22 protein-coding genes and 1 pseudogene are annotated in these 20,943 nt (G+C 70.2%); 10 read left to right on the top strand and 13 right to left on the bottom strand.

What is annotated here, in order from left to right; genetic code table 11:
* Positions 1–147 precede the first annotated feature (147 nt).
* Both OG885_RS17200 and OG885_RS17195 read right to left on the bottom strand, forming a co-directional pair.
* Positions 148–831, bottom strand: coding sequence for an ABC transporter ATP-binding protein (locus OG885_RS17200; protein WP_405732061.1), 684 nt, complete (start codon positions 829–831; stop codon positions 148–150).
* A gap of 135 nt (positions 832–966) precedes the next feature.
* Complete coding sequence (locus tag OG885_RS17195) at positions 967–2,442, bottom strand: ABC transporter permease (protein WP_405732058.1); 1,476 nt, start codon at positions 2,440–2,442, stop codon at positions 967–969.
* 149 nt (positions 2,443–2,591) lie between these two features.
* Here OG885_RS17195 and OG885_RS17190 point away from each other — a divergent pair, with 149 nt between their 5' ends.
* Entirely contained in the window at positions 2,592–3,362 is a 771-nt protein-coding gene (locus OG885_RS17190) for a group II truncated hemoglobin (protein WP_405732055.1), read from the top strand.
* A 25-nt stretch (positions 3,363–3,387) separates the two neighbouring features.
* Here the strand turns inward: OG885_RS17190 and OG885_RS17185 are convergent, their stop codons facing one another.
* Complete coding sequence (locus tag OG885_RS17185) at positions 3,388–4,314, bottom strand: helix-turn-helix domain-containing protein (protein ID WP_405732052.1); 927 nt, start codon at positions 4,312–4,314, stop codon at positions 3,388–3,390.
* Positions 4,315–4,486: 172 nt separating this feature from the next.
* On the opposite strand from OG885_RS17185, the gene OG885_RS17180 reads away from it, so the two are divergent.
* The 3 genes and pseudogenes from OG885_RS17180 to OG885_RS17170 all read left to right on the top strand — a co-directional run.
* The gene (locus OG885_RS17180; RefSeq protein WP_405732049.1) at positions 4,487–5,527 is read left to right on the top strand and encodes an NAD(P)-dependent alcohol dehydrogenase; all 1,041 of its coding nucleotides are present in this window, start codon (positions 4,487–4,489) and stop codon (positions 5,525–5,527) included.
* Between the two features lie 129 nt (positions 5,528–5,656).
* Positions 5,657–6,433: an SDR family oxidoreductase gene (locus OG885_RS17175; protein WP_405742763.1), complete on the top strand. Its 777-nt coding sequence runs from the start codon at positions 5,657–5,659 to the stop codon at positions 6,431–6,433.
* Between the two features lie 67 nt (positions 6,434–6,500).
* Positions 6,501–6,953, top strand: a pseudogene (locus OG885_RS17170) (GntR family transcriptional regulator); the annotation flags it as partial.
* Positions 6,954–7,027: 74 nt separating this feature from the next.
* Here the strand turns inward: OG885_RS17170 and OG885_RS17165 are convergent.
* The 5 genes from OG885_RS17165 to OG885_RS17145 all read right to left on the bottom strand — a co-directional run bounded on the left by OG885_RS17165 (position 7,028) and on the right by OG885_RS17145 (position 12,277).
* Positions 7,028–8,776: a M48 family metalloprotease gene (locus OG885_RS17165; protein ID WP_405732046.1), complete on the bottom strand. Its 1,749-nt coding sequence runs from the start codon at positions 8,774–8,776 to the stop codon at positions 7,028–7,030.
* 63 nt (positions 8,777–8,839) lie between these two features.
* Entirely contained in the window at positions 8,840–9,463 is a 624-nt protein-coding gene (locus tag OG885_RS17160) for a hypothetical protein (RefSeq protein WP_405742761.1), read from the bottom strand.
* Between the two features lie 173 nt (positions 9,464–9,636).
* Positions 9,637–10,230, bottom strand: coding sequence for a DUF4291 domain-containing protein (locus OG885_RS17155; protein ID WP_405732043.1), 594 nt, complete (start codon positions 10,228–10,230; stop codon positions 9,637–9,639).
* Positions 10,231–10,332: 102 nt separating this feature from the next.
* Positions 10,333–11,001: a peptide-methionine (S)-S-oxide reductase MsrA gene (gene msrA, locus OG885_RS17150; RefSeq protein WP_405732040.1), complete on the bottom strand. Its 669-nt coding sequence runs from the start codon at positions 10,999–11,001 to the stop codon at positions 10,333–10,335.
* 157 nt (positions 11,002–11,158) lie between these two features.
* Positions 11,159–12,277: a hypothetical protein gene (locus OG885_RS17145; protein WP_405732037.1), complete on the bottom strand. Its 1,119-nt coding sequence runs from the start codon at positions 12,275–12,277 to the stop codon at positions 11,159–11,161.
* A 143-nt stretch (positions 12,278–12,420) separates the two neighbouring features.
* Here OG885_RS17145 and OG885_RS17140 point away from each other — a divergent pair, with 143 nt between their 5' ends.
* On the top strand, positions 12,421–13,578 hold the full coding sequence (locus OG885_RS17140; protein WP_405732035.1) for a cystathionine gamma-synthase: 1,158 nt from the start codon (positions 12,421–12,423) through the stop codon (positions 13,576–13,578).
* A gap of 19 nt (positions 13,579–13,597) precedes the next feature.
* Here the strand turns inward: OG885_RS17140 and OG885_RS17135 are convergent, their stop codons facing one another.
* The 3 genes from OG885_RS17135 to OG885_RS17125 all read right to left on the bottom strand — a co-directional run bounded on the left by OG885_RS17135 (position 13,598) and on the right by OG885_RS17125 (position 15,089).
* Positions 13,598–13,846, bottom strand: a complete 249-nt coding sequence (locus OG885_RS17135) for a hypothetical protein (RefSeq protein ID WP_405732032.1) — start codon at positions 13,844–13,846, stop codon at positions 13,598–13,600.
* 31 nt (positions 13,847–13,877) lie between these two features.
* Positions 13,878–14,381 carry a sigma factor-like helix-turn-helix DNA-binding protein gene (locus OG885_RS17130; RefSeq protein ID WP_405732029.1) on the bottom strand — a complete coding sequence of 168 codons (504 nt, stop codon included), beginning with the start codon at positions 14,379–14,381 and terminating at the stop codon, positions 13,878–13,880.
* 201 nt (positions 14,382–14,582) lie between these two features.
* The gene (locus OG885_RS17125) at positions 14,583–15,089 is read right to left on the bottom strand and encodes a MarR family transcriptional regulator (RefSeq protein ID WP_329344124.1); all 507 of its coding nucleotides are present in this window, start codon (positions 15,087–15,089) and stop codon (positions 14,583–14,585) included.
* Between the two features lie 163 nt (positions 15,090–15,252).
* Here OG885_RS17125 and ilvA point away from each other — a divergent pair, with 163 nt between their 5' ends.
* The 3 genes from ilvA (at position 15,253) to OG885_RS17110 (ending at position 18,519) form a co-directional block, all read left to right on the top strand.
* Complete coding sequence (gene ilvA / locus OG885_RS17120; protein ID WP_405732026.1) at positions 15,253–16,491, top strand: threonine ammonia-lyase; 1,239 nt, start codon at positions 15,253–15,255, stop codon at positions 16,489–16,491.
* Positions 16,492–16,660: 169 nt separating this feature from the next.
* Positions 16,661–17,665 (top strand): ATP-binding cassette domain-containing protein, encoded by a 1,005-nt coding sequence (locus tag OG885_RS17115; RefSeq protein WP_405732023.1) that lies wholly within the window; start codon positions 16,661–16,663, stop codon positions 17,663–17,665.
* Entirely contained in the window at positions 17,662–18,519 is an 858-nt protein-coding gene (locus OG885_RS17110) for an ABC transporter permease (RefSeq protein WP_405732020.1), read from the top strand. The genes OG885_RS17115 and OG885_RS17110 overlap by 4 nt, the downstream gene beginning before the upstream one ends.
* Before the next feature lie 91 nt (positions 18,520–18,610).
* On the opposite strand, the gene greA is transcribed toward OG885_RS17110, so the two are convergent.
* Both greA and OG885_RS17100 read right to left on the bottom strand, forming a co-directional pair.
* Entirely contained in the window at positions 18,611–19,111 is a 501-nt protein-coding gene (gene greA / locus OG885_RS17105; RefSeq protein ID WP_405732017.1) for a transcription elongation factor GreA, read from the bottom strand.
* A gap of 168 nt (positions 19,112–19,279) precedes the next feature.
* On the bottom strand, positions 19,280–19,678 hold the full coding sequence (locus OG885_RS17100; protein ID WP_405732015.1) for a DUF4307 domain-containing protein: 399 nt from the start codon (positions 19,676–19,678) through the stop codon (positions 19,280–19,282).
* Positions 19,679–19,816: 138 nt separating this feature from the next.
* On the opposite strand from OG885_RS17100, the gene mca reads away from it, so the two are divergent.
* Together mca and OG885_RS17090 are read left to right on the top strand one after the other, a co-directional pair.
* A complete protein-coding gene (mca, locus tag OG885_RS17095) occupies positions 19,817–20,698 on the top strand; it encodes a mycothiol conjugate amidase Mca (protein WP_399948945.1) in 882 nt (293 codons plus the stop codon).
* Complete coding sequence (locus tag OG885_RS17090; protein WP_405732012.1) at positions 20,691–20,939, top strand: hypothetical protein; 249 nt, start codon at positions 20,691–20,693, stop codon at positions 20,937–20,939. Before mca ends, OG885_RS17090 begins: the two co-directional genes overlap by 8 nt.
* Positions 20,940–20,943: the final 4 nt, after the last annotated feature.

Below are 20,943 nucleotides of genomic sequence, written 5' to 3'. Positions count from 1 at the left end.
ACAAGCGTGCACCCCCCGGAACACGCAGTATGCCGGGGGGTGATCAGACGCCTCAAGAGACAGGTGACGCACAGCATCGGACTGTTACGCGTTGCTCATACTCAGGAGGGGACGAGTTCTCGTACTCAGGAGCACACGCTCTCGCACTCAGGAGCTCGCGTTCTCCTTCACCGTGATCTTTCCCTTGCGAATGGTGGCCAGCCGTGGGGCCTTCTTCGCGATCGCGGAGTCGTGCGTGACCATGATGAAGGTCAGCCCGAGCTCCTTCCACATGCGTTCGAGTACGTCCATGATCTCGTCGCGCATCGACTCGTCGAGGTTGCCGGTCGGCTCGTCGGCGAGCAGCACCTTCGGCTGCTTGACGAGGGCGCGGGCGATGGCGACGCGCTGCTGCTGTCCTCCGGACATCTCGGAGGGGAGGTGGCCGAGGCGTTCGCCCAGGCCGACCGACTTCAGGGCCTCCGCGGCTCGTTCGCGGCGGTCCTTCACCTTGACGCCCAGGGGGACGAGGGCGGTCTCCACGTTCTCCTGGGCGGTGAGGGTGGGGATGAGGTTGAAGCTCTGGAAGACGAAGCCGATGTTCTCGCTGCGGACCTTGGTGAGCTTGGCCTCGGACAGTTTCGCCAGGTCCGTGCCGTCCAGGACGACTTCGCCGGACGTGGGCTTGTCCAGGGCGCCGAGCATCTGGAGGAGGGTGGACTTGCCGCCGCCGGTGGGGCCCTGGATGACCAGGCGGTCCCCGTCGGCGATGGTGAGGTCGACGCCGGCGAGGGCGTCCACGGTGTCCTTGCCTCGGGTGTAGCGCTTGGTGACGCTTTTGAGTTCGTACATTTTGGGTGGCTCCTGGTTGTTGTCCGGGTGCGGGTTCGTTGTGGCTGGTCGCGCTCACGCGGCGGAGCCGCATATCAGATGCAGCCCCGCGCCCCTGAACAGCCTTCGAGCTCCCGTTCGCCTGAAAAGTGATCGCTACTCGACTCGCCTCAGCGCGTCCGCCGGGCGCAGCCTCGACGCTCGCCAGCCGCCGAACGCGCCCGCTATCAGGCCGCCCGCCACCGCGAGGCCCACCGCTATCGCCACCGTCGTCGCGCTCACCGGGGCCGTCAGGGCGACCTCCAGGGTCTTGGAAGCCGTCTGACGTCCGGGGCCGCCGAAGCCGCCGCCTCCGCCGGGGCCGCCCATGCCGCCACCGCCGCCGGTGCCGCCGCCCAGCTGGGCTTCCAGGGTGGGGCTGATGGCCGTGACGACATACGCGCCCGCCAGGCCCAGGCCGATGCCGAGGGCGCCGCCGAGGAGGCCGTTGACCATCGCCTCGCCGACGACCTGCCGGGTCACCCGGCCCGAACGCCAGCCCAGCGCCTTGAGCGTGCCGAACTCGCGGACGCGGCGGGAGACCGCGGAGGAGGTGAGCAGACCGGCGACCAGGAACGCGGCGACCAGGACCGCGATCGACAGCCACTTGCCGACGTTCGTCGCGAGGGAGGACGCCGTGGAGAGGGAGCCGGAGACGGTGTCGGCGAGGTCGGCGGAGGTCGTCACCGTCGTACCCGAGATGTTCTTCTGGATCGTCGACTTGACCGAGTCGATCTGCTGGGAGTCGGTCGCCTTGACGTAGATCGTGGTGACCTTGTTCTTGGAGTCGCTGAGGGTCTGCGCCTGCTTCAGCGGGATGTAGAGGTTGGCCGCCGCGTCACCGCTGCTCGCGGTCGCGACACCGATCGCCTTGTACTTGGTGCCCTTGATGGTGATCGTCGAGCCGACCTTGTACTTCTTCTCCTTGGCGTACGCCGAGTCGACGACCACGACCTTGGCGTTCGTCTCGGAGGTCTTGAAGGTGCGGCCGCTGGTGATCTCCGAGGAGGTCAGCGGGCCGAGGGCCGGCTCGGTGACGTCGGTGCCGAAGACGGAGTAGTTGTTGACGTCGAAGTCGGCGCCGCCGCCCTGCACTTCACCCTGCGGCTGGCCGGTGCCGCCACCGCCGGGGCCGCCCTGCTGCTGGCCGCCGCCGTTGCCGTTCTGCTGGAACTGGCCGCGGGTGAACTGACCGCTGACCTTGATGACCTGGAGGCTGAGGCCGCCCACGGCGTCCGAGACGCCCTTCTGGTCGCCGACCTTGGTGACGGTCGAGGTCGCCAGCGTCTGGAAGCCCTGGACCATGACGCGGTCGCTGCTCTGCTCCTCGTCGGAGTCGCTGTCCTGCGCGTCGAAGTTGAAGCGCGGGCGCTCGGAGCTGTTGGCGGAGGGAGCGGCGGCGGCCTTGGTGACCGTCATGTCGGTGCCGAGGCCGTACAGCGACTGGAGGACCTTGTCCTGGGCCTTGCCCATGCCCGAGGACACGGAGCTGACCACGATGACCAGCGCGATACCGAGCGCGAGCCCGGAGGCGACGACGAGGGCCGCCTTTCTGCGGCGGCGCAGTTCGCGCCTCAGGTAGGTGAAGAACATGGCCGCAAGCTAGGTACGGCGCGTGATGGCTGGATAAGGCTGAAATAAGAGAACGATGAGAAGGCTGTCCCTGGCCCAGGAAACAGCCCGTACGGACCTGTCAGGCGGAGGAGCAGCTTCCAGCTCGTCCGGCGTGTGAGTGTGGGGGCATGACCGCAGAGACCGTCGAATACATCCGTTACCGCATCCCGGAAGACCGTTCGGCCGAGTTCCTGTCCGCCTACACGCGAGCGGCGGCCCAGCTGGCGGCGGCCCCGCAATGCGTCGACTACGAACTCGCCCGCTGCGAGGAGGACTTCGAGCACTTCGTCCTGCGCATCACCTGGACCTCGACGGAGGACCACATCGAGGGCTTCCGCAAGTCCGAGCTGTTCGCCGACTTCCTCGCCGAGATCCGGCCCTACGTCGGTGACATCGAGGAGATGCGGCACTACAAGCCGACGGCGGTACGGGGGCGGGGGGCCGCCGTGCCCACCCTGTACGCGTGGGCGGGCGGCGCGGAAGCCTTCGCCCGGCTGACCTCGGTCTTCTACGAGAAGGTGCTGAAGGACGACCTCCTCGCCCCCGTCTTCGCCGGGCTGGCCCCCGAGCACGCCTCGCATGTGGCGATGTGGCTCGCCGAGGTCTTCGGCGGCCCGGCGACGTACTCCGAGACCCAGGGAGGCCACGGCCACATGGTGGCCAAGCACATGGGCCGCGGCATCACCGAGCCACAGCGCCGCCGCTGGGTGAACCTGATCCAGGACGCCGCCGACGAGGCGGGCCTGCCGACGGACGCCGAGTTCCGTTCGGCGTTCCTGGCGTACGTGGAGTGGGGCACACGGCTCGCCGTGTACTTCTCCGGCCCGGACGCCAAGCCGCCCGCCGAGCAGCCGGTGCCGCAGTGGGGGTGGGGGGTGGCGCCGCCGTACCGAGGGTGAGCCGTCAGGCCTTGGGCGTCAGCCGTCAGGCCTTGGGCGTCGTGGCGTCCTTGCCCGCCCGCGTCGCGTCCGCGCCCCAACTGGCCAGCAGGCGCAGGGCCTCGGCGGACGGGGAGCCGGGCTCGGCGGAGTAGGTGATCAGGGTCTGCTCGGTGCCGTCGGTCAGGCGGAACGACTCGAAGTTCAGGGCGAGTTCGCCGACCAGCGGATGCATCAGACGCTTGACGCCGTAGCTCTTCTCCTTGACGTCGTGCGTGGCCCACAGCCGTCTGAACTCCTCGCTCTTGAGGGAGAGTTCACCCACGAGCGCGGCGAGGCGCGGGTCGTCGGGGTGGCAGCCCGCGGCCATGCGCAGGAAGCTGACCATGTCGTACGCCTTCTGGTCCCACTCCACGAACAGGTCGCGGTACTCGGGCTGGAGGAACACCAGCCGCGCCCAGTTCCGCTCCTGCGGCGGCAGCTCCGACCAGTCACCGAAGACGGCCGCCGCCATCCGGTTCCAGACGAGGATGTCGGAGCGCCGGCCCGAGATGTACGCCGGGACGCCGTCCATCGTGTCCAGCAGCTGCCGCAGCGGCCCGCGCACCTGCTCGGTCCGGGCGGCCGGCTTCTTCTTGTGCTGCTTCGGCTTCGCGAGATGGGAGAGGTGCGCGTGCTCGGCGTCGCTCAGCCGCAGCGCGCGGGCGATGGCGTCGAGGACCTCCGCCGACACGTTGCGCCCGTTGCCCTGTTCCAGGCGGGTGTAGTACGCCACCGAGACACCCGCCAGCTGCGCCAGCTCCTCGCGCCGCAGCCCCGGCACCCGCCGGTGCCGCCCGAAGTCGGGCAGCCCCACGTCCTCCGGCTTCAGCCGGGCCCGCCGGGTACGCAGGAACTCGCTGAGCTCGGCCCGCCGGTCCAGAGCGCCACCGGCTCCGCCCCGCTCCTCCGCCGTCTCGGCCATGTCGTCCATACGTCAAGTATTCACGGTCGTACGTCCACCATCCTGTCCCCGCCAGTGGTAGGACCAGCGAACGTACGCAAAGCTGTGGCCTGGGTGAACAGTGTCCGTTCGGGCACGCTGGACATCGTGCCCGGCCGGAAGGCAGCCGGGCACGACCCCCCTTTGCTAGGAGAACCCCGGCATGACCACCGTTGCCGCTTACGCCGCCCCCGCCGCCAAGGCCCCGCTGGAGCGGACCACCATCGAGCGACGCCCGGTCGGCGAGTTCGACGTCCTGATCGACATCAAGTTCGCCGGCATCTGCCACTCCGACATCCACCAGGCCACCGAGGGCTGGGGCCAGGCCATCTTCCCGATGGTCCCCGGCCACGAGATCGCCGGCGTCGTCTCCGAGGTCGGCCCCGGCGTCACCAAGTACACCGTCGGCGACCGGGTGGGCGTCGGCTGCCTCGTCGACTCCTGCCGGGAGTGCGACAACTGCAAGGCCGGCCTGGAGCAGTACTGCACCGGCGGCAGTGTCCCCACGTACAACGGCGTCGGCAAGGACGGCGAGCCCACCTACGGGGGCTACTCGGAGAAGGTCGTCGTCGACGAGAACTTCGTCGTCCGCATCCCCGACGGCCTCTCCCTCGACGAGGCCGCGCCGCTGCTGTGCGCCGGCATCACCACGTACTCCCCGCTCAAGCACTGGAACGCCGGTCCCGGCAAGAAGGTCGCGATCCTCGGCATGGGCGGCCTCGGCCACATGGGCGTCAAGATCGCGCACGCGCTGGGCGCCGAGGTCACCGTCCTCTCCCAGTCCCTGCGCAAGAAGGACGACGGCCTGAAGCTGGGCGCCGACCACTACTACGCCACCAGCGACGAGAACACCTTCAAGGAGCTCGCGGGCACCTTCGACCTGATCCTGTCGACGGTCTCGGCCCCGCTGAACCTGGACGCCTACCTGTCCCTCCTGAGGACGGACGGCGCCTTCGTGAACGTCGGCGCCCCCGAGGAGCCGGTCAAGCTCAACCTCTTCTCGCTCATCGGCGGCCGCAAGACCCTCGCCGGCTCCGGCATCGGCGGCATCCAGGAGACCCAGGAGATGCTGGACTTCTGCGCGGAGCACGGATTCGGCGCCGAGATCGAGCTGATCAGCGCCTCGGAGATCAACGAGGCCTACGAGCGCGTCCTCGCCAGCGACGTCCGCTACCGCTTCGTGATCGACACCGCGACCATCTGAGCTCCGAAAAGAATCCGCACCACCTGTCACATCGCTCCGGACCGCTCCGTCATACCCGCGAAGACACTTCGGCGAGATGAAACGGGAGCGGTCATGAAGCACAGGGATCAGGCGAACCGGACGGACCAGATGGACCGGACGGACCAGACGGAGACCGTCCTCGTCACCGGCGGTACGGGCACCCTGGGCGGCCACGCCGTACCGCTGCTGCGGGCGGCGGGCCGCACGGTACGGGTCCTCAGCCGCCGGGGCCGCGAGGACACGGACGGGGTCGAATACGTCACCGGCGACCTGATGACGGGCGAGGGCGTCGACGCGGCGCTGGCCGGGGTCGGGACGGTCCTCCACCTTGCGGGCGGCCCCAAGGGCGACGACGAGGCGACCCGCACCCTCGTCCGGGCGGCCCGCGCGGCGGGCGTACGCCACCTCGTCTACATCTCGGTCATCGGCGCGGACCGCGTCCCGCTGGCCTGGCTGCGGACCAAGCGGGACGCGGAGCGGGCCATCGCCGACTCGGGCATCCCGTGGACGACACTGCGAGCGGCCCAGTTCCACGACCTGACCCTGACGATGGTCGAGAAGATGACGAAGCTCCCCGTCCTGCCGGTACCGGGCGGGCTGCGCCTCCAGCCGGTCGACTCGGCCGAAGTGGCGGCGCGGATGGTCGAGTTGGCGCTGGGTGAACCGGCGGGCCGGGTACCCGACATGGCGGGACCGGCGGTGTACGACATCGCCGAGCTGGCCCGCCCCTACCTCGAACTGCTGGGCAGGAAGAGCCGGTTGAGGATGCCGGTGCGCATTCCGGGCAAGGCCGGAAAGGCGTACCGCGCGGGCGCGAACCTGACGCTGGAGGGGGCGGAGACGGGGGAGCGGACCTGGGAGGAGTTCCTGGCGGAGCGGGTGTGAGGGGGGCGACGCCCGGCCGCAGGAGCAGAAGGCGCACGCCCGCTGCTGGGGCAGTGGGGAGTGGGGAGTGGGGAATGGGGAGTCGGGGGCGCGGCTTCCGTCGCGGGCGCGGCTCGCCGAGGAGTACGGCGTCGGGCGCAACGTCACCCAGCGGGCCGTGGACCGGCTGATCGTCGAGGGGCTGTTGGAAGGCCGGACGGGCTCCGGAACGTACGTCCGCACACCGCGCGAACGCCTGCGGATCGTCCGCTCCCGGCACCGCGACCGCCCGGGCGGCGCCTCGCAGGAGCGCGGCAGGGCCACCTCCTGGGACGCGCAGAGTGAGGCGGGCGTCCCCGCGCCCAAAGGCATCGCCGAGCGCCTTGCCATCTCCCCCGGGGACCTCTGCGTCACCACGCACTACGAGTTCCTCACCGACGGCCGGCCCGTCCAACTCTCCTGGTCCTGGGGGCCGTTGGCGCTCACAGAGGGAACCCCGGTCGTCGTCCTGCCCGAGCGAGGTCCCCTGGCCGGTCGGGGGCGTTGGGGGTGGGGCGGTGGGGATGACGCTGAGCGCGCTTCCCGCGTGCTGTCACCGCTACGCGGGGCGCCGGGTCACGTCGCCTTGGCCAGAGGGTGAGGGGCGGCGAGCAGGGCGCGCAGGGGAGCGGTGTCGGGTGTGTCGGCCACGGCCGCGTCGAGGGCGTCGTCCATGCCCTTCTCCCATGAGTCGGGCAGGACGAGGCCTGGCCGGCCCGACCAGGCGATGTCCGGCTGGGCCTGGCCGGACTCGGCGAGCCGCAGATGGATCAGGCCGGCGAGCCCGTCGAAGATCCGGGGGCGGATGAAGTTGCGGGCGGACGGGCCGATGAGTCGCGCCGCCTGATACGGCTTGGGCATCCGGTCGGCGACCTCCATCCACAGCAGGCCGCGGTCGAAGGCGTCGAGTGTCTCCTCCAGGCCGGGCAAGGGGGAGTTGGGCGTGCGGGGCGTGTTGGCCGGGTTGAGCGGGCCCGAGGGTGTGGTGCCCCGGCGTACGGGCGCCGGGCCGTCTGTCTTCTGCTCTGTCGTCTGCTCAGCCTTCTGCTCAGCCTTCTGCTCTGCTGAGCGAAGTGTCCTGGCCACGGCGACTTGCAGCGGTCGGGACCAGCTCTCGGCGTCGGCGATCGCGCGGGCCATGGTGAGCTCGTCCCAGCTCTTGCGTGGCAGTTGCGCGACCGCCGGTGGGAGCGTCCTGGCTTCCAGGGCGGCGAACACGTGGTCCGTGTCGCGTAGGAGGGCCAGTGCGGGGGTGGGCTGATGCGGGGTGTTGCTGTGCGGGTCGCGTTCGGCGTCGGTGGGGAGTTCCTCGATCAGGGCGATGCGTTCGGCCAGAGGCGGATGTGAGTCGTACGGGTGTGGCCGCGGCGGCCGTTGGCCCGCGGCGAGTGCGGTGAGCCCCTCCCCGGTACGGGCCGCGAGCAACCGGCGGAAACCGCCGTACACCTCGCCCACGGGCGGCAGCGCTTGCCCCGCTGCTTCTGCTCCGTCGGTTCCCGCTACTCCTCCTGCTCCCTCTTCCGTCTCCTGCGAACCGCCCATGGAGGCGTACGTCTCCAGGTAGTGGGCGTATGCGCTCGCGAGTACCGGAAGGGCCCGTAGCGCGGAGGCCGTCGCGTCCCGCCCCGCGTGGCGGGCGGCCATCCGGTCCGCGGCGAGTTCCTGGTGGCGGGCCACCGACTGCGTGGTGCGCAGGAACATCCGGGCGTAGCCGACGTACAGGACGCCGATCAGATAGTGGAAGTGGGTGCTGCCGTCGCGAAAGGCCTCCACCGTGTGGATCAGGGCTGTCCGGCCGCGCATCGTGACGGCGCCGAGCCGGGTGTCGAGGTTGCTGACGTGCCCGAACTCATGGACGAGGACGGCGCGCAGCTGGGCGGGGGTCAACCCGGCCAGCAGCGGCAGGCCCAGGAACATGCGGCGTCGTCCTGGCAGCAGCCCCAGCCACCGGCTCTGTTCGGCGACCCCCGCGTTGACCTCGGTGACCAGGTAGAGCTCGTCCGGCGGCTGCTGTCCTGTCGCTTCGGCGGCGGCCCGTATCTGTTCCCACAGCTCGGGCTGGTCCTGCGGGGTGACCGCCACCGCGTCGGTCACCGGCGGCAGCCGCCCGGCCCGCAGAAACGCGAACATGCCGCGCAGAATCGCCACCGCCAGCAGGAAGGTGACGGTCAGCAGTCCGCCTTCGACCCAGGCCGCCCGTGCGCTGTACAGCTTCGTCAACACCAGCCAGTCGAGCACCGCCATGGCCGCCAACAGAACCACGCCCATGAGAAAGAAGCCGACCAGCAGCGCGAACGCGCGCATAGCGCGCAGTCGGAACGTCATCGAGGTGCCCCCACCCACATGATTCAGCGGCCCTCGACGAGAGACCGGAAGTGTCGGCGGATACTACCTTCGGCCGGCGCGGGTCCAGAGGGTGAGGTCGCTGCTGGTGGCGACGGCGAGGGTGTGGCCGGAGGGGGAGAAGCCGACGGTTCGCAGCTCGCTGTAGTGGGAGTTGAAGATGTGCCACCACCCCTCGCCGTGCGGCTCACGGTGGGGCATGCCGCTTCCGTGGGTGAGCAGGACGCGTTCGTGGGGCCAGACCGGGTGGACGACCTCCAGGCCCCAGCCGCCGAAGGCGGTCAGATGGAGCCCGCCGCCGTAGAGCCCGGCGATGCGCACCCTGGTCCCGGCGATCGGACCCAGCCCCGGGCACGTCAGGTCGGCGGTGGAGTCGGGGGTGGCGTCCTCGGGATCGGGGTCCCGCTCCCGGGCGATCTTCTCGCCGGTGACGGCGTCGAAGAGACCGTGCCCGTCGTGCGAGACGACCATGACCAGGTCGTTGCCACTGTCGTTGCCTCTGCCGTTGCCACTGTCGGGATGACTGTCGGGATGCGTGGCGAACCCGATCCCGAGCAGCCCACCGACGGGGGCGCACGAGGCGAAGACCGGCCGCCAGGGCTCGGGTGCGGGGAGCACGGGTGCGGCGAGCATACGGTCGCGCAGGGCCTGCTGGTACGGGGTGAGCACGGAGCCGAGCGGCGGCTCCGTCGGCTGCTCCGCCGACTGGGCCTTCGCGGCACGCTTCTTCACGCCGCAATGATCCACGACCGGCGCGGGTGAGGTGCCCCGGCCCGGCGTCCACGGCCGGGTTCGGATGCCGAGATCCGCATTGTCTGCCTTCGAGAGCCGCGAACGTCGCGTCATCCGTGCAGGTGGGCGAGGGGTGCGTCTCCAAGCGGGTAGGGGCGTTCCTGGGGCAGCAACCGGGCGGCTTCGTCCAGGTCACCCCTTTCGACGAGGGCGTGGATCTCGTGGGCGAGTGGTGTCACGTCGCGGATGGCGACCGTCCACTCGTCCGCGTAACGGCGTGCGGCCTCACCGGAGAGGCCGAGTTGCAACGACCGGTACGGCAGGGGCCGCAGGCGCAGATCCCGCTCCGGGTCCCACTGCACACGAGCGGGCGCACGCTTCAACTGGCGCTGCCAGGTGGCGCGGTCGGGATGCACCTCGCGGACGTAGCTCGACAGACACGCGTTGCGCAGCGCCCAGTCGAAGCCTTCGCGGCTGATCTCGACGGCCAGAACGGTCTCCTGCCCCTCCTTGGCACCCCACCCGCAGCGGTACATCATCCACAGGAACGACGGCTTGATCCACGTCATCCTGTCGCGCTTCCACGCAGCGGGGAAACGGCCCTCGCGGACGGCGGGCAGACCGATGTGCGGGGAGTACGCCTGGTAGACGGTGATCGTGGCGTCCGCATGGGCCGCGCGGATCTCACGGTGGGGCTGTTCCATGACGTACAGCGTGGGGGCGGCCGGCTTCAGTCGACCACTGATTTTCAGTTGGCCCGGCAAGGCCCCTCGGTGGGGAGTGCCGGGCCCGCGCACCCGGACAGGTCAGCCCTCGGCCTTGGCGACGCCGATCGGGCAGGACACCCCGGTGCCGTCCAGCCCGCAGTAACCCGCCGGGTTCTTGTCGAGGTACTGCTGGTGGTATCCCTCGGCGGCATAGAAGGGGCGGCTCTCCGCCGGGAGGATCTCCGTGGTGATGCTGCCGGTGTGGCCGGAGGCCGTCAGGGCCTTTTGGTAGGCGGCTCGGGAGGCGGCCGCCGTCTCGGCCTGGGCCGGCGTGTGGGTGTGGATCGCGGAGCGGTACTGGGTGCCCACGTCGTTGCCCTGGCGGAAGCCCTGGGTGGGGTTGTGGGATTCCCAGAAGGTCCGCAGGAGGCGGTCGTACGAGACGACGGCGGGGTCGAAGACCACGCGGACCATCTCCGCGTGGCCGGTGAGGCCCGAACAGACCTCCTCGTACGTGGGGTTCTCGGTGTGGCCGCCCTGGTAGCCGACCAGCGTGGTGTACACACCGGCCGGGAGCTGCCAGAACTTGCGCTCGGCGCCCCAGAAGCAGCCCAGGCCGAAGTCGGCGATCTCCAGGCCCTCCGGGTAGGGGCCGAGGAGCGGGGTGCCGAGGACGGTGTGGCGGTCGGGGACGGTGAATATCGGTTCGGGGCGGCCCTTCAGTGCTTGTTCGGGGGTGGGGAGGACCGGCGTACGGCCGAACAGCATGGCGGCTCCTTCGTCGGGGAGGCGGGGAGGCGGGGACGCGGGGAGGGCGGCACGGCCGTCAACACCGGCCCGCCGCCCCGCATTCCGGCGCCCCACCCTGCATTCAGGCGCCTCACCCCGCATTCCGGCGCCCCACCCCGTATCCCGCCGCCCCGCCTCAGTGCGGCAGTGTCGCCGGGCTGCCGCCGTTCGCCTCGTAGCCCGCCACCGCCAGCGCGCGGTAGACCGCGAACTCCGCCGCCGGATCCGGGGACAGGGTCCACGGCAGGGCGCCCACGTGGCCGTCGATGTGTATGAGCTGGTTCATGGCCTCCGCCCAGCGCTCGCCGCGGACCAGGAAGAAGACCAGCATGTGCCGGACGTGCGCCAGCATCGGGTCGTCCGCGCGGGCCGAGTGCACGGCGTGCAGCGCGCCGTGGATCGCCTTCGTCACCACCTCGCTCTGATAGAAACCGGCGACCAGGTTGACCTCGGGCAGGTGCTCGAAGACCGCGAACAGCGGCATCGCCGCCAGCAGCGAGCCCTGGGGCGCGCGGGCCGCGGCCGCCTCCGCGAAGGACATCGCCTGCTCGCGCGAGCCGTGCCACTTCTCGCACCAGTAGTGCAGCGCCGCCAGATGCGCTCCCATGTGCGCCGGGGCGCGGTCCAGGATCTTCAGCCAGAGCTGCTCGAACTCCTCGCGGGAGTACGCGAGACCGCGGGCCACCGACAGCTCGACGATGTACGGGATCGGGTCACCGGGCGCCAGCAGCGCGGCCTCGCCGCACGCCGCCCTCGCCTCCTCCATGATGATCCGGAAGTCGTCCGTGCCCGGCGTCGCCGTCCGCCACGCCTGCTGCACCAGGAACTCCGCGTGCACGGCCGCACCGCCCGCGTCCTTGGGCGCCTCGGCCCGCCACACCCGCAGCCACTGCCCGCCCGGCGTCTCGCTCACCCCGCCCGGCCGCTGCGCCAGCTCCAGGGAGGCCGCACCCGCGAAGGCCTGCACACGCTGCCAGCGCGGCTCGCCCTCCGCCCCGGTGCCGGCGAGGAGCTGGGAGGCCGCGCGGTAGTCCTGGGTGCGCTGCACCAGGTCCAGTACGTCCAGCAGGTCCTGGTCGGGTCCGGGCATCCGGACGTCCAGCTCCTCCTGCCGTACGAAGCCGTACTCCGCCGGGTCCGCGGCGTCGGGGTGGCCCGGCGGGACCCGCTCGATCATGCCCCTCCTGCGCCGCAGGACGGGCAGCACCACGAAGCCCAGCATGACCAGCGCCATCAGGACCCACAGAATCTCCATGCCACAAGCGTTCCAGACGCCGCCGACAATTGGCCAACCAGGGCCCCGGCCTGTGGACAACCGGGGACGGACAGCTCCGCAGCCAGCGGCATGTACACCTCATCGCCGACATCGGTCCGGAATGCGGACTACGCTCGGGGCCCATGAGCGACAGGCACATCAGTCAGCACTTCGAGACCCTCGCGATCCACGCGGGCAACACCGCCGATCCCCTCACCGGCGCGGTCGTCCCGCCGATCTACCAGGTCTCCACGTACAAGCAGGACGGCGTCGGCGGTCTGCGCGGCGGCTACGAGTACAGCCGCAGCGCCAACCCGACCCGCACCGCCCTGGAGGAGAACCTCGCCGCCCTCGAAGGCGGTCGCCGAGGTCTCGCGTTCGCGTCCGGACTGGCGGCCGAGGACTGCCTGTTGCGTACGCTGCTCAGCCCCGGCGACCACGTGGTCATCCCCAACGACGCGTACGGCGGCACGTTCCGCCTCTTCGCCAAGGTCGTCGCCCGCTGGGGCGTGGAGTGGTCGGTCGCCGACACCAGCGACCCCGCCGCCGTACGGGCCGCCATCACCCCGAAGACCAAGGCCGTGTGGGTGGAGACCCCCTCCAACCCGCTGCTCGGCATCACCGACATCGCCGCCGTCGCGCAGATCGCCCGGGACGCGGGCGCGAAGCTCGTCGTCGACAACACCTTCGCCACGCCCTACCTCCAGCAGCCGCTCGCGCTCGGCGCGGACGTCGTCGTGCACTCCCTGACCAAGTACATGGGCGGCCACTCCGACGTCGTCGGCGGTGCGCTCATCGTCGGTGACGAGGCGCTCGGCGAGGAACTGGCGTACCACCAGAACGCGATGGGCGCGGTCGCCGGGCCCTTCGACTCCTGGCTCGTGCTGCGCGGCACCAAGACACTCTCCGTGCGTATGGACCGGCACAGCGAGAACGCCACCAAGGTCGCCGACATGCTGACCCGGCACGCGCGCGTGACGAAGGTCCTCTACCCGGGCCTGGAGGACCACCCCGGGCACGAGGTCGCCGCCAAGCAGATGCGGGCCTTCGGTGGCATGGTGTCCTTCCAGGTCGAGGGCGGCGAGGAGGCGGCCGTCGAGGTCTGCAACCGCGCCAAGGTGTTCACGCTGGGCGAGTCCCTCGGCGGCGTCGAGTCCCTCATCGAGCACCCCGGCCGCATGACGCACGCGTCCGCCGCGGGCAGCGCCCTGGAGGTGCCCGCCGACCTGGTGCGCCTCTCCGTGGGCATCGAGAACGTCGACGACCTGCTGGAAGACCTCCAGCAGGCGCTGGGCCGGTAGTTCCAAGGAGCCCGAGGGCTCACCAGTCGGTGAGCGGTGGGGTCGTCTGCGACGGCGGCTCCACCCAGGGGCGGGCCAGGACCGCCCACACGATGAAGGCGACGCTCGCCGCGAAGAGCAGGGACCACATCACGCGGCGGGCCGCCCGCCTGCGCCGCAGCATGCGGGCGCCCCGGCGCACCACCTCCGCGTGCAGTTCCGGGGGCACGGGCGGCGGCGCCTGGTCCATGATCCGCCGTACGGCGGCCTCACGCTCGGGCCGGTTCACGGCCACCTCCCGCCGGTCAGCCCCGGCCCGTTCATGACGGCGCCATCTTCGCCCCGCCCACCGCGGGCGCCGGGCCCCGTGGCGGGTGCAGCAGGGTCGCTGTCGCCCGGTCGCAAATCGTGTGGACGCGCTCCGTCGGCAGGCCGAGGAGAGCCGCCGTCTGCTCCTCGGCGACACCCTCGTAGAGCCTGAGGACGAGGACGAGCCGCTCCTGCGGAGCCAGACCGGCCAGGGGGCTGGCGGGACGGGGACGGGCGCCGGCCAGACCGCCGTACTGGTGCCAGGCGCCGCGGGCGAACCGGGTGGCCAGGTACTGACGGGTGCGGTCGTACGGGTCCTCGCCGTGCAGCCCGTCCCAGCACGCGTACGTGTGGGCGAGCGCCAGCGTCAGCAGGCGCCGCGCGCGCGGGTTGTCGTCCGGGGCCTCCGCGGTGAGGAGGGTCGCGGCATGCAGCAGCCGCCCGGCCGCGCCCGCGACGAACGCCTTGAACTCCCGGGCACGGCGGGCGTCCTGAGACGCATGCCGTTGTCCCACCGCGCCTCCCGCCGCAGACCGACCGTGTGAGGGAACCGGCCTCCAAGTCGCGTACGCGATACGCAACCGTGTGCGACTCGGGACCCGGTCTCATATGAGGCCAGGGGTGGCCTTTCGGTCAAGAGCCGCGCGCGGACACATCAGCCGTTGAGGAAGCCGACAGACCGCTCGGGTCGGCGGCTGTTTCCGGAAGCCGACCCCTCAGGAAGCCGACGGGGAGTCCGCCCCCGGCAGTCCCTGTGCCGCCATCCGGGAGGAGAGCGCGGTGTTGAAGCGCGTGAGGAGCGTGCAGAACGCCTCGCGCTCCTCCGGCGCCCAGTCGTGTGTCAGCTCGGCCATCAACTGACGCCGCGAGGAGCGCACTTCCTCCAGTCGCGACAACCCGCGCGGGGACAGCTGGAGCACCACGGCCCGCCCGTCCTCCGGGTGCGAGGTGCGCTTGACGAGCCCGGTGTCCACGAGCGGCGCCACCTGCCGGGTCACCGTCGACGAGTCGATGCCCATGCTCGCGGCGAGCGCCTTGACGCCCATCGGGCCTTCCTTGTCGAGGCGGTTGAGCAGCAGGTATGCGGCGCGGTCCATGGAGTTGCGCACCTGCCCGACCCCGCCGAGCCGGGTCTGTTCGGCACGGCGGGCGAAGACCGCCACCTCGTGCTGCAGCGTGTCGAGGAGACCGGTGTCACCGACGGTCGTCATGTCCATCGACATTTCAGGTGTTGTGGGCATGGCCGGGGGCTCACTTCAGATAAGGGGTGCTGGGTTGGGGGACAGGGTACGCGGCTGGAAGGCGGGCCGTACCGGCGCTGCGCAAACCGGTCTCGGAGGTTGGTCACAGCGGTCGCTCGCGCCTGTGAACTGCGATGCTTGTGTCATGAGCTACGGCACGGCTGACTCCTTGCACTCCCTGCGGTCCGTCACCCTCGACGATGTGAAGGGTGCCCAGAAGATGCTCACGGGAGTGGCCCGGGTGACCGCGATGGAGGGCAGCCGGCACCTCTCCCAGCTGGTCGGCGCGCCGGTGCACTTCAAGTGCGAGAACCTGCAGCGCACCGGGTCGTTCAAGCTGCGCGGTGCCTACGTCCGGATCGCCGGGCTGCTGCCCGAGGAGCGGGCCGCCGGGGTCGTCGCCGCGAGCGCGGGCAACCACGCGCAGGGTGTCGCGCTGGCGTCGGCGCTGCTGGGCGTGCGGTCGACGGTGTTCATGCCGAAGGGCGCCCCGCTGCCGAAGATCAGCGCGACCCGGGACTACGGCGCCGAGGTGAGACTGCACGGGCAGGTGGTCGACGAGACGCTGGCCGCCGCGCAGGAGTACGCGGAGCGGACGGGCGCGGTGTTCATCCACCCCTTCGACCACCCCGACGTCATCGCGGGCCAGGGCACGGTCGGTCTGGAGATCCTGGAGCAGTGCCCGGAGGTGCGCACGATCGTCCTCGGCATCGGCGGCGGCGGTCTCGCGGCCGGCGTCGCGGTCGCGGTGAAGTCGCTGCGGCCCGACGTGCGGATCGTGGGCGTCCAGGCGGCCGGCGCGGCGGCGTATCCGCCCTCGCTGGCGGCCGGGCGGCCGGTGTCGATCGAGAACCCGGCGACGATGGCCGACGGCATGAAGGTCGGGCGGCCCGGCGATGTGCCGTTCGGGATCGTCGGCGAACTGGTCGACGAGGTGCGTACGGTCAGCGAGGACGAGCTGTCCGCGGCGCTGCTGCTGAGCCTGGAGCGGGCCAAGCTGGTCGTCGAGCCGGCCGGCGCGAGCCCCGTCGCGGCGCTGCTGAGCGACCCCCGGGCCTTCGAGGGACCGGTCGTCGCCGTGCTGTCCGGCGGCAACGTCGACCCGGTGCTGTTGCAACGCGTGCTGCGGCACGGCATGGCCGCGCAGGGCCGCTACCTGGCCGTACGCCTGCGGCTGACGGACCGTCCCGGCGCTCTCGCCACGCTTCTCGGGGTGTTGTCAGTGGTGGACGCTAACGTCCTCGACGTGAGCCATGTGCGGACCGATCCACGGCTCGGGCTCACGGAGGCGGAGGTCGAGCTGCATCTGGAGACGAAGGGCCCCGAGCACTGCGCCGAGGTCGGCCACGCCCTGCGGAACGCGGGTTACACGGTCATCGACTGAGGTCCGCCCGGCTCATCGTCCGAGGTCAGCGGCTTGGATTCACCCTTTCGTGAAAGTCCATTGAGACTCGCGATACATCGCGTTATGGTGTGTTGCGAGAAAAGGACAGGCGGCAGAACCAGCGCAAACCTAGGCTTTTCGAAGAATCCCCGACGACGTGGAGACTCATATGCCAGGCGCCATCTATGCCGAAGGCCTGGTCAAGACCTTCGGTGACGTAAAGGCTCTGGACGGCGTCGACCTCGACGTGCCGGAAGGCACCGTCCTGGGCCTGCTCGGGCCGAACGGCGCGGGCAAGACGACGACCGTCCGCTGCCTCACGACCCTGCTGCGCCCCGACAGCGGCTCGGCGGTCGTCGCGGGCATCGACGTCCTCAAGCACCCCGACGCGGTACGCCGTTCCATCGGGCTCTCCGGCCAGTTCGCCGCGGTCGACGAGTATCTGACCGGCCGCGAGAACCTCCAGATGGTCGGCCAGCTCTACCAGATGAGGGCCAAGGCGGCGAAGGCCCGGGCGGTCGAGCTGCTGGAGCAGTTCGACCTCGCGGACGCCGCCGACCGCCCCACCAAGACCTACTCCGGCGGTATGCGCCGCCGACTCGACCTCGCGGCCGCCCTGGTCGTCTCCCCGCCCGTGATGTTCATGGACGAACCGACGACCGGCCTGGACCCGCGCAACCGCCAGCTGCTGTGGGAGGTCATCAAGCGGCTCGTCTCCGGCGGCACCACCCTGCTGCTGACCACGCAGTACCTCGAGGAGGCCGACCACCTGGCCCATGACATCGCCGTCGTCGACCACGGCCGTCTCATCGCCCAGGGCACCTCCGACCAGCTCAAGGCCCGCACCGGCGGTGAGCGCGTCGAGGTGGTGGTCCATGAGCGCGAGGACATACGGACCGCCTCCGAGGTCCTGCGCGGCTTCGGCAAGGGCGACACCACGGTCGAGGAGCACACCCGCAAGCTCACCGTCCCCGTCACCGGCGGCGCCAAGCTCCTCGCCGAGGTCATCCGCGAGCTCGACACCCGGGGCATCGAGATCGACGACATCGGCCTGCGCCGCCCCACCCTCGACGACGTCTTCCTCTCCCTGACCGGCCATGTGGCCGAGGAGAAGGACGAGGCGAAGGGCGAGGCGAGCGGCAAGGCCGGCGGCAAGGAGGCCGTCAACAAATGAGTGCTGTCACCGACGCCGCACGCATCGCACCGGCCGGCAACCCGGTCAGCCAGTCCGTCCGGGACTCCCTGGTCGTCGCCAAGCGCAATCTGATCCGGATGTCCCGGATCCCGGAGATGATCATCTACGGGCTGATCCAGCCCATCATGTTCGTGGTGCTCTTCACCTATGTCTTCGGCGGTTCCATGCAGATCGGCGGCAGCACCAGCGCCGTCGACTACAAGAACTTCCTGATGGCCGGCATCTTCGCGCAGACCGTCACGTTCGCCACCGCCAGCTCCGGCGCGGGCATCGCCGACGACATGCACAAGGGCCTCATCGACCGCTTCCGCTCGCTGCCCATGGCAAGAGGCGCCGTGCTCACCGGGCGCACCTTCGCCGACCTCGTGCAGACCGCGCTCACCCTGATAGTCCTCGCGGTGGTCGCCCTCCTGGTCGGCTGGCGAGTCGGGTCGGACGCGGACACCAACGTCGGCAAGGTGCTGGGCGCCTTCGGGCTGCTGCTCCTGCTCGGGTACGCCTTCACCTGGATCGGCGCCCTGATCGGCATGTCCGTCCGTACCCCCGAGGCGGCCACGTCCAGCGGGCTGATCTGGCTCTTCCCGGTCACGTTCATCTCCAACGCGTTCGTGGACACCAGCCATATGACGCCGTGGCTGCGCCATATCGCCGACTGGAACCCGTTCAGCGCGACGGTCCAGGCGAGCCGGGAGCTGTTCGGCAACCCGGGGGTCTCGACCTCCGAGGCCTGGCCGATGCAGCACTCGGTATGGGCCTCACTGATCTACTCGGTGCTGATCATCGTGGTGTTCAGGACCCTGTCGGTCAGGAAGTACCGCTCGGCGACGGCGTGACCGCGAAGGCATGACCATGGCGGTATGACCGCGCAGGCATGACAGAGCCCCCGGCGCCGGGAGGCGCCGGGGGCTCGTCGAAGCGAACGGCTCAGCCGCTGTAGGGCTCGGCCGTGAGGATCTTCACGGACGCCTTCTTGCCGTTGGGCAGCTCGTACTGCGCGTCCTCGCCGACCTTGTGGCCGATCACGCCGGAGCCCAGCGGGGACTGCGGCGAGTAGGTCTCGATGTCGGAGCTGGCGTACTCGCGGGAGGCGAGCAGGAAGGTCATCGTGTCGTCCTCGTCGCCGTCGAAGGCGATGGTGACGACCATGCCGGGCGCGACCGTGCCGTCGGCGGACGCCGGGGCCTCGCCGACCTTGGCCTTCTCCAGGAGCTGGGTCAGCTGGCGGATGCGGAGCTCCTGCTTGCCCTGCTCTTCCTTGGCCGCGTGGTACCCGCCGTTCTCGCGCAGGTCGCCCTCCTCGCGCGCGGCCGCGATCTTCGCGGTGACTTCCTCGCGCGCGGGACCAGACAGGTACGCCAGCTCTTCCTTGAGCTTGGTGTACGCCTCCTGCGTAAGCCAGGTGACGTCTTCGCTGGTCTGGGTCACAGGTGCTCCTCGTAGGTACTGGGAATACAAAGCATCGCCCTACCCAGAAGAATGTTCCTTCACGGAAGGGCGAAACCACGAGCCTAACAATTCAACGGCCCAAGGGGGAGGACATAACCCACCAGATTCACGTCAACGCAGGTCAGCCAGTACGTAATGCAGATGAACTCAGTCGGCGTGACAGCCCAGGAGCTCGGCGGTGGTGCCCTGCGACGTCGTACGGAGCGTGACGACCTTGTCGATGCGGGTGGCGTCCCCGGAGAAGCGGAAGTCGGCCCGGCCGACCTCGGCGCCGTTCTCCGCCTGGGAGCGGATCGTGCAGTAGCCGCTGGCGCCGGCGTCCTTGCGGACCTCCAGATGCACCCGCACCGCGTCCTGCTGCGGCTCGAAGGTGATCACTTCGGCGCTGATCTCGTTCTTGGCGACGTAGTGCCAGGCGAAATAACCCATCATCGCGACCAGCAGGGCCCCGAGGACGACGGCGGCGATCCTGAGCTTGTGGTCGGCGCGCTCGTCCGAGGAACGGCCGTAGCGGCCCTCGGGCAGTCGCGTGGTCGACGCGCTCATGATCGTCCTCTCGGCAGAAACCGGACGGATACCGGGCCTCGTACCGGCCCCGGAATTATTCGCCCTCCGATTCGGTCACTATAGAAGCGCCGATCGCACCCGAAGACACCGGGGCGCCGACTTACTGAGGATTGAGTCTTGACTGACCAGTTGCGACTGATGGCCGTTCACGCGCACCCCGACGACGAGTCGAGCAAGGGCGCGGCCACCATGGCGAAGTACGTGTCCGAGGGGGTGGACGTGCTGGTCGTGACCTGCACGGGAGGGGAGCGCGGCTCCATCCTCAATCCGAAGCTGCAGGGGGACAGGTACATCGAGGAGCACATCCACGAGGTACGCAAGAAGGAGATGGACGAGGCCCGCGAGATCCTCGGCGTGAAGCAGGAGTGGCTCGGCTTCGTCGACTCCGGTCTGCCCGAGGGCGACCCGCTGCCGCCGCTTCCCGAGGGCTGCTTCGCCCTGGAGGACGTCGACAAGGCGGCCGGTGAGCTGGTGCGCAAGATCCGCGCGTTCCGTCCCCAGGTGATCACCACGTACGACGAGAACGGCGGCTACCCGCACCCCGACCACATCATGACCCACAAGATCTCGATGGTGGCGTTCGAGGGCGCGGCGGACACCGAGAAGTACCCCGAGGCCGAGTTCGGCCCCGCCTACCAGGCGCAGAAGCTCTACTACAACCAGGGCTTCAACCGTCCCCGCACCGAGGCGCTGCACCAGGCGATGCTGGACCGCGGCCTGGAGTCGCCGTACGGGGAGTGGCTCAAGCGCTGGAGCGAGATCGAGCGCGCCGAGCGCACGCTGACCACGCACATCCCGTGCGCCGAGTACTACGAGATCCGCGACAAGGCGCTGATCGCGCACGCCACGCAGATCGACCCCGACGGGGGCTGGTTCAAGGTCCCGATGGAGATCCAGAAGGAGGTCTGGCCGACGGAGGAGTACGAGCTCGCGAAGTCCCTCGTCGATACCTCCCTCCCCGAGGACGACCTCTTCGCGGGCATCCGGGACAATGCCTGACATGAGCGCAAGCGTGAGCCTGGCAATGACGCATCTCGTCCCCCTCGCCAAGGAGGTGGACGAGAACAAGGTCACCCCCGGCGTCCTCGGCTTCATCGTCTTCGCGGTGATGGCCCTGGCGGTGTGGGGCCTGATGAAGTCGATGAGCCGGCAGCTGGGGAAGGTCGACTTCAAGGAGACCCCGGACCCGGAGGCCGAGACCGTGTCCGAGACGGCCTCGGCCAAGCCCGGCCAGAGCTGACCAC

The organism is Streptomyces sp. NBC_00028 (assembly GCF_045041065.1).
In the GTDB taxonomy this organism is placed as follows: domain Bacteria; phylum Actinomycetota; class Actinomycetes; order Streptomycetales; family Streptomycetaceae; genus Streptomyces.
Note: the sequence above shows the minus strand (reverse complement) of the source record. Positions and strands in the feature narration are given on the sequence as shown.

What these genes read in the sequence shown, in the direction of transcription:
- OG885_RS17200 (WP_405732061.1), bottom strand. Translation starts at nt 831, where the DNA reads ATGTACGAACTCAAAAGCGTCACCAAGCGCTACACCCGAGGCAAGGAC.
- OG885_RS17195 (WP_405732058.1), bottom strand. Translation starts at nt 2,442, where the DNA reads ATGTTCTTCACCTACCTGAGGCGCGAACTGCGCCGCCGCAGAAAGGCG.
- OG885_RS17190 (WP_405732055.1), top strand. Translation starts at nt 2,592, where the DNA reads ATGACCGCAGAGACCGTCGAATACATCCGTTACCGCATCCCGGAAGAC.
- OG885_RS17185 (WP_405732052.1), bottom strand. Translation starts at nt 4,314, where the DNA reads ATGGACGACATGGCCGAGACGGCGGAGGAGCGGGGCGGAGCCGGTGGC.
- OG885_RS17180 (WP_405732049.1), top strand. Translation starts at nt 4,487, where the DNA reads ATGACCACCGTTGCCGCTTACGCCGCCCCCGCCGCCAAGGCCCCGCTG.
- OG885_RS17175 (WP_405742763.1), top strand. Translation starts at nt 5,657, where the DNA reads ATGGACCGGACGGACCAGACGGAGACCGTCCTCGTCACCGGCGGTACG.
- OG885_RS17165 (WP_405732046.1), bottom strand. Translation starts at nt 8,776, where the DNA reads ATGACGTTCCGACTGCGCGCTATGCGCGCGTTCGCGCTGCTGGTCGGC.
- OG885_RS17155 (WP_405732043.1), bottom strand. Translation starts at nt 10,230, where the DNA reads ATGGAACAGCCCCACCGTGAGATCCGCGCGGCCCATGCGGACGCCACG.
- msrA (WP_405732040.1), bottom strand. Translation starts at nt 11,001, where the DNA reads ATGCTGTTCGGCCGTACGCCGGTCCTCCCCACCCCCGAACAAGCACTG.
- OG885_RS17145 (WP_405732037.1), bottom strand. Translation starts at nt 12,277, where the DNA reads ATGGAGATTCTGTGGGTCCTGATGGCGCTGGTCATGCTGGGCTTCGTG.
- OG885_RS17140 (WP_405732035.1), top strand. Translation starts at nt 12,421, where the DNA reads ATGAGCGACAGGCACATCAGTCAGCACTTCGAGACCCTCGCGATCCAC.
- OG885_RS17125 (WP_329344124.1), bottom strand. Translation starts at nt 15,089, where the DNA reads ATGTCGATGGACATGACGACCGTCGGTGACACCGGTCTCCTCGACACG.
- ilvA (WP_405732026.1), top strand. Translation starts at nt 15,253, where the DNA reads ATGAGCTACGGCACGGCTGACTCCTTGCACTCCCTGCGGTCCGTCACC.
- OG885_RS17115 (WP_405732023.1), top strand. Translation starts at nt 16,661, where the DNA reads ATGCCAGGCGCCATCTATGCCGAAGGCCTGGTCAAGACCTTCGGTGAC.
- OG885_RS17110 (WP_405732020.1), top strand. Translation starts at nt 17,662, where the DNA reads ATGAGTGCTGTCACCGACGCCGCACGCATCGCACCGGCCGGCAACCCG.
- OG885_RS17100 (WP_405732015.1), bottom strand. Translation starts at nt 19,678, where the DNA reads ATGAGCGCGTCGACCACGCGACTGCCCGAGGGCCGCTACGGCCGTTCC.
- OG885_RS17090 (WP_405732012.1), top strand. Translation starts at nt 20,691, where the DNA reads ATGCCTGACATGAGCGCAAGCGTGAGCCTGGCAATGACGCATCTCGTC.